Below are 5,206 nucleotides of genomic sequence, written 5' to 3'. Positions count from 1 at the left end.
TGCTTTTTTTATGACAGGTTTAATAATAGTCTCAAGCTTCATTGGGTTAATGTTTACTAAAAGCACAAAAATGAAGTTTAACGGCAGTATTTTAATTATTTTGTTGATATTAATCGGTGCAATCTTATTTATAGGGCCTTTTAGCGATTCATTAGACAAATTAAATCAACGTTTTGAAAACGCAGAAAACTCTGAAGGCAGCGCTATTTTAAGAGCGATGGCCCCTTTAATTATATTTTTAAGGCACGTTTTAACTGCACCTGTTTTAGGATTTGGCGTAGGGTTTGGTACAGGAGGAGGATCACAGCTAACTACTGGCAAAGCATCCTTAGTACTTGCCGAAGATGAGTGGTCGAGAATTATTTTAGAATCCGGACCAGGTTTTGGCTTAGCTTTTATTATTTATAGAGGAGTTTTAACTTACTTTATCTTTATGAAATCTTTACAATCAGCACGCAGAGATAACAATATATTACCAATGATCTTTTTTGGTTTTATCGGTTATCATCTTTTTAATGGCCAAATAACTCATATTGGGACGTTATTAGGTTACAACTGGTTATTTGTTGGGCTTATTATGGCTGCAACTTTAAAAAATACCGTATCTGTAGTTCAAGATAACAAACCAATAATAAAATATCCAAATATCCTTAGTTCAAAAAGTATATCCAAAAAGCACAATAAGATCCCTTCCAAAGCAATAACAATAAATACTGTTGTGTAATGTTCTCCCAAATAACAAAATTTTTATTCGGCTCTGTTACGGCCCAAGGAATGAGCTCAATCGCAGGATTGTTATTTGCACATTGGATGACAGTAGAAGAATATGCTTTGTTCACTATTATGATGATGATAACCGGAGCAATGAATATTCTCACCAAAGGGGGAGTCCATTTAGGCTTTACCGCAATAATCGGAAGAACTTGGCCTGACCGCACAAGAGCTAAACAAGTAACCAAAGCAGCAATCATCGAACGGAAGTTTATCTCCATTTTCGTACTTCCACCAATTCTTGTCACTGCAGGATGGTTACTTTGGAAAAACCATGCTGATTATACAGTCATTGGAAGCTTATTGACTTTGCTAATCATTAATTGGCAATTTGATATGCAGACTCGAATAATTGATCAAATTTTAATGTTCGCTAATAAAGCTGCAAGAACTCAAGTTCTTGATACCATACTAGCATTATTTAGGCTCATAGGCACAACGTCACTTTACTATTTACATTGCCTAAATGCGCTTGGGGCAGTTGCTTTAGGTGTCATAGTTGCAGGATTAAGAATCCCTTTTATACAAAGGTGGGTTCGACAGGAATTAGTTGAAGAACCTGTAGACATTAGCCCGGATGACCGTAAGGAAATTAAAAAAATTACCCGAAGACAATTACCGATTGAAATTTTTTATGTGCTCCAATCGCAAATTGTTCTTGTAATTCTTGCTTGGTATTCTGCTACAGAACAAACTGCTTCTATTGGTGCTTTATGGCGAATAGGACAATTGTTATTACCAGTTCAAGCAGTAATGCATGCATTCGCAATACCACATTTTAGCCGTGTTAAAAGTAGTATTCTAAGAACTTGGTTTTTATGGTCTTTTGCTTGCTCCTTACCCGGTTTGAGCTTAGTGCTCATTTGTTATTTTTTTCCTGATTTACTATTGCTTTTGATCGGGCCAAATTACGCCAATTTACAATATGAACTGTTTATTGCTGCAATAGGTACAGCTGTTAATTCCGCAGTTAGTATTTCTTTACAGTTAATTGCTCATAGAGGCTGGAATCATTACGCCTGGATACAAATTCCCGTTGTATTAGTATGGTGTGCAACTGCCCCTTTCTTCCTTAATTTAAGGGACTTAGATCAAGTATTATGGTTTAACACCGGATTAACTTCTGGAACATTTTGCGCAATATTTTTTGAAATAATTGCAGCAAAATATCGAGGCGATTTAAAAAACAAGCAACGAGAAAAACACATCTCAAGGGGAAGCGGGTGAAAACCAATTTTACTGTAACGGTAATTATACCAACATTCAAAAGGTTAGATATGCTTTCAAAAGCATTGGCTGGCGTCTATTCCATTCGCAAGAAACCTGAACAAGTCGTTGTAGTTTACCGCCCCGAAGATGACAAAGAGACTGCAAAATGGCTACAAAACCTAAACAGTTCACTTTACCCGAACCTTATCTTACAAAGTGTTTTTGTGCCTGGGCAAGTTGCTGCCATGAATGCCGGATTAAAGGCTAGCACAAATGATATTGTGGTCATTCTAGATGATGATGCGATTCCAAAACCAGACTGGTTGGATATAATTCTAGAACATTTTGAAAATCCTGAAGTCGCTGCTGTAGGTGGCCGTGATATAGTTCACCCTCACCCACAAGTTAAAGAACAAATAAAAGCTGGATATATTGATTACTGGGGAAACATAATTGGTAACCACCACTTAGTAGTTGGCCCCGCTAGAGAAGTTGATGCTTTAAAAGGTTGCAACTGGGCTCTTCGCCGTTCCGCGCTGGGCACTTTACATTTTGATGAAAGACTACTAGGTAAAGGCGCTCAACCGGGTAATGACTATTGGCTTTGTTTAAACTTAAGGCATTTTGGCTGGAAAATTATATTGGAACCCAGTGCTATCGTGGACCATTATCCAGCAGTTCGTCTAGACCATGCTAGAGATGTCTGGAGCAAATCCAAATGCTTCGAGCAAACTCGCAATGAAGTAGCAGGGAGATTGGCATTTTATCCTTGGCATTTAAAACTTCGTTTTATATTGTTTCATATTTTTATGGGGCATAGAAATTGCCCAGGAATCTATTTTATTGTCCACAGCCTGATAAAGCGCCCAAAAAGCCTTATCGCCCAATTTACAGGCGGTTGGGCAGGTTTTTTTGCAGGCTGGCGAGCTGCTAAAGAATTCAGAGAAAATCCACCTGGCATTCCAGCTTTACCTCCTGCAAAAAAATAAGAGCATAGTTAATTTTCCATAAGATAGCATGCAAATATAGTTTTATAACGTGAACATGAAGATAGCTAAGACTTGTCCAATACTTGCAAAAACCGAAACTTTTCCGGTTCAAGGTTATAATACATATTTGAATAATTTCTTGCCCGATTATGCGTTAAATCAAAATGTTGTAGTAAACCTTAAAAAGGGTGGAATGCTTTATTAGATTGCTGAAGGTAATATGAAATAATCAATATCTACACTAAGTTAACGATGCTGAATTTAATATAAAAAAATGACATGTGTTTTATTTTATATTTATCATGATGCAATTGTTTTGTCATAAATCTTGTGTATGATGATTAGTTTGCAATAATTATCTTACAAAAAATTATTACTGCTTATTTTTTATGCTACGCTGCTGATTTTTATTAAATAGACTAAATTAATTATTAATAATGATGTTTTTTTATTTACTCAAGCATAGATCAAAACCAAAAATTTTTTCTTTTAAATGGTTCAAAGCTTGGGCTAAAAGAATATTCCATATTCGGAATCTATTACGTATTATTGTTAAGAACTCAAGACTTACCAACAAAGGCGCTGAAATTGGCTTCTTATCGGTTGTTGGTACAACCGACATACACGGCAATCTATCAAAATTAAAAATTGGTAAAGAATGCTTTATTGGCAGTAATGTGCATATTGCCTTGCACGATAACGTTACCTTAGGTAACAATGTGGTAATAAATGATGGATGTAAGCTACTAACAGGTAGCCATGACATCAATTGCCCCAACTGGAGTCATGTTAAAGCGCCAATAACGATTGAAGATTACGCGTGGATAGCAACATCTGCAATAATACTACCTGGTGTAACAATTGGAAGAGGTGCAGTTGTTGCTGCAGGTGCAGTTGTTTCCAAAAGTATCCCTCCTTATCATGTTGCTGCTGGCAACCCTGCACGATTGGTTAAAGAAAGAGAACTAAAACAATTATCACACGTTACTGTTCATTGGCTTGCACCTATCGAAGCCTGGACAGGTATACCTCAAAGACATTTTGAAAGCAATAAAGCGCTATGAAAATTTTGCTGATAGGAAATTACGATAAAGACCATCAATATAGCATGCAAAAATTTTCAACTTGTTTGCAAACTGGTCTTGAACAAGAAGGGCATGAGGTAGAATTGCTAAAACCCCAGCCTATTTTTGGTTACTTTTTTAAATCGACCGTAAGCGGCTTGGCTAAATGGTTTGGATATATTGATAAATACATTTTATTTCCAATAATTTTAATATTTAAAGCAAAATATACTGATATTTTACACATAAGTGATCATTCGAACTCCATTTATATACCTTTTATAAAAAAACACCCTCATGTTATAACCTGCCACGATATGATGGCCGTTCGTTCAGCACTGGATGAATTTAAATTATATAATCAAGTCCGAAAAACCGGAAAAATACAACAGATTTTAATATTAAATGGGCTAAAGGAAGCAAAACATATTTCAGCTGTTTCTAATGCAACAAAACATGACTTATTAAGACTAATAAAACACGATGCAAATCAGATAAAAGTTATTCATAACGGCTTAAATTTCGATTATAAGTCTTTATCAAAAGAAGCATGCCTAAATATATTGGATAGATACAATATCAATCCCGATTTTAATTTTTTATTACATGTTGGCGGAAACCAGTGGTATAAAAACCGCAAAGGTGTTTTATTTATTTATAATGCTTTAATTAAAAAAGAACCAAACATAAATGTAAAGCTAGTTTTAGCTGGAAAACCTTTAACTCATGAATTAAATTTTTTAATTAAAGATTTAGGGTTAAGTGAACATGTAATTGTTATAACAGAACCGACTAATCAAGAACTAAATGCTTTGTATTGTTTAACAAAAGGATTAATTTTCCCCTCTTTATGCGAGGGCTTTGGTTGGCCCATAATTGAAGCTCAAGCATGCGGTTCTTTAGTGTTTACCAGCAATTATGAGCCCATGACTGAGGTTGGCGGTGAAGCAGCAATTTATTTTGATCCTTTGCTACCTGACGAAGCAGCTAAAATTATTGTAAATACCATTTCTGATCACGATAGCATTGAAAAAAAACTACATTTAAATAAATCAAATATAGATAAATTCTCAACCCAATCGATGATAAAAAATTATATCGCTTATTATGAATTGATTCTAACTGGGCACTAATATCAAATGAAAATCTTGCACATAATCCGCTCAGTCAACT

Annotated in this window: 5 protein-coding genes; all 5 read left to right on the top strand. The window is 35.2% G+C overall.

Translation table 11 applies throughout. The features are described from left to right. The coding region (locus C0512_RS14625; RefSeq protein WP_290862873.1) for a hypothetical protein at positions 1-724 on the top strand (724 nt) is incomplete at its 5' end. A 50-nt stretch (positions 725-774) separates the two neighbouring features. Further along, positions 775-1,998 (top strand): hypothetical protein, encoded by a 1,224-nt coding sequence (locus tag C0512_RS14620; protein ID WP_290862871.1) that lies wholly within the window; start codon positions 775-777, stop codon positions 1,996-1,998. After that, positions 1,995-2,969 (top strand): glycosyltransferase family 2 protein, encoded by a 975-nt coding sequence (locus C0512_RS14615; protein WP_290862869.1) that lies wholly within the window; start codon positions 1,995-1,997, stop codon positions 2,967-2,969. Before C0512_RS14620 ends, C0512_RS14615 begins: the two co-directional genes overlap by 4 nt. Positions 2,970-3,406: 437 nt before the next feature. Beyond that, on the top strand, positions 3,407-4,033 hold the full coding sequence (locus tag C0512_RS14610) for a DapH/DapD/GlmU-related protein (RefSeq protein ID WP_290862867.1): 627 nt from the start codon (positions 3,407-3,409) through the stop codon (positions 4,031-4,033). Then, entirely contained in the window at positions 4,030-5,166 is a 1,137-nt protein-coding gene (locus C0512_RS14605) for a glycosyltransferase family 1 protein (RefSeq protein WP_290862865.1), read from the top strand. Before C0512_RS14610 ends, C0512_RS14605 begins: the two co-directional genes overlap by 4 nt. Positions 5,167-5,206: the final 40 nt, after the last annotated feature.

Source organism: Flavobacterium sp., assembly GCF_013822155.1.
Classification (GTDB): Bacteria; Bacteroidota; Bacteroidia; order Flavobacteriales; family Flavobacteriaceae; genus Flavobacterium.
The sequence above is the reverse complement of the archived record's forward strand: the minus strand, read 5'-3'. Positions and strand labels throughout refer to the sequence as shown.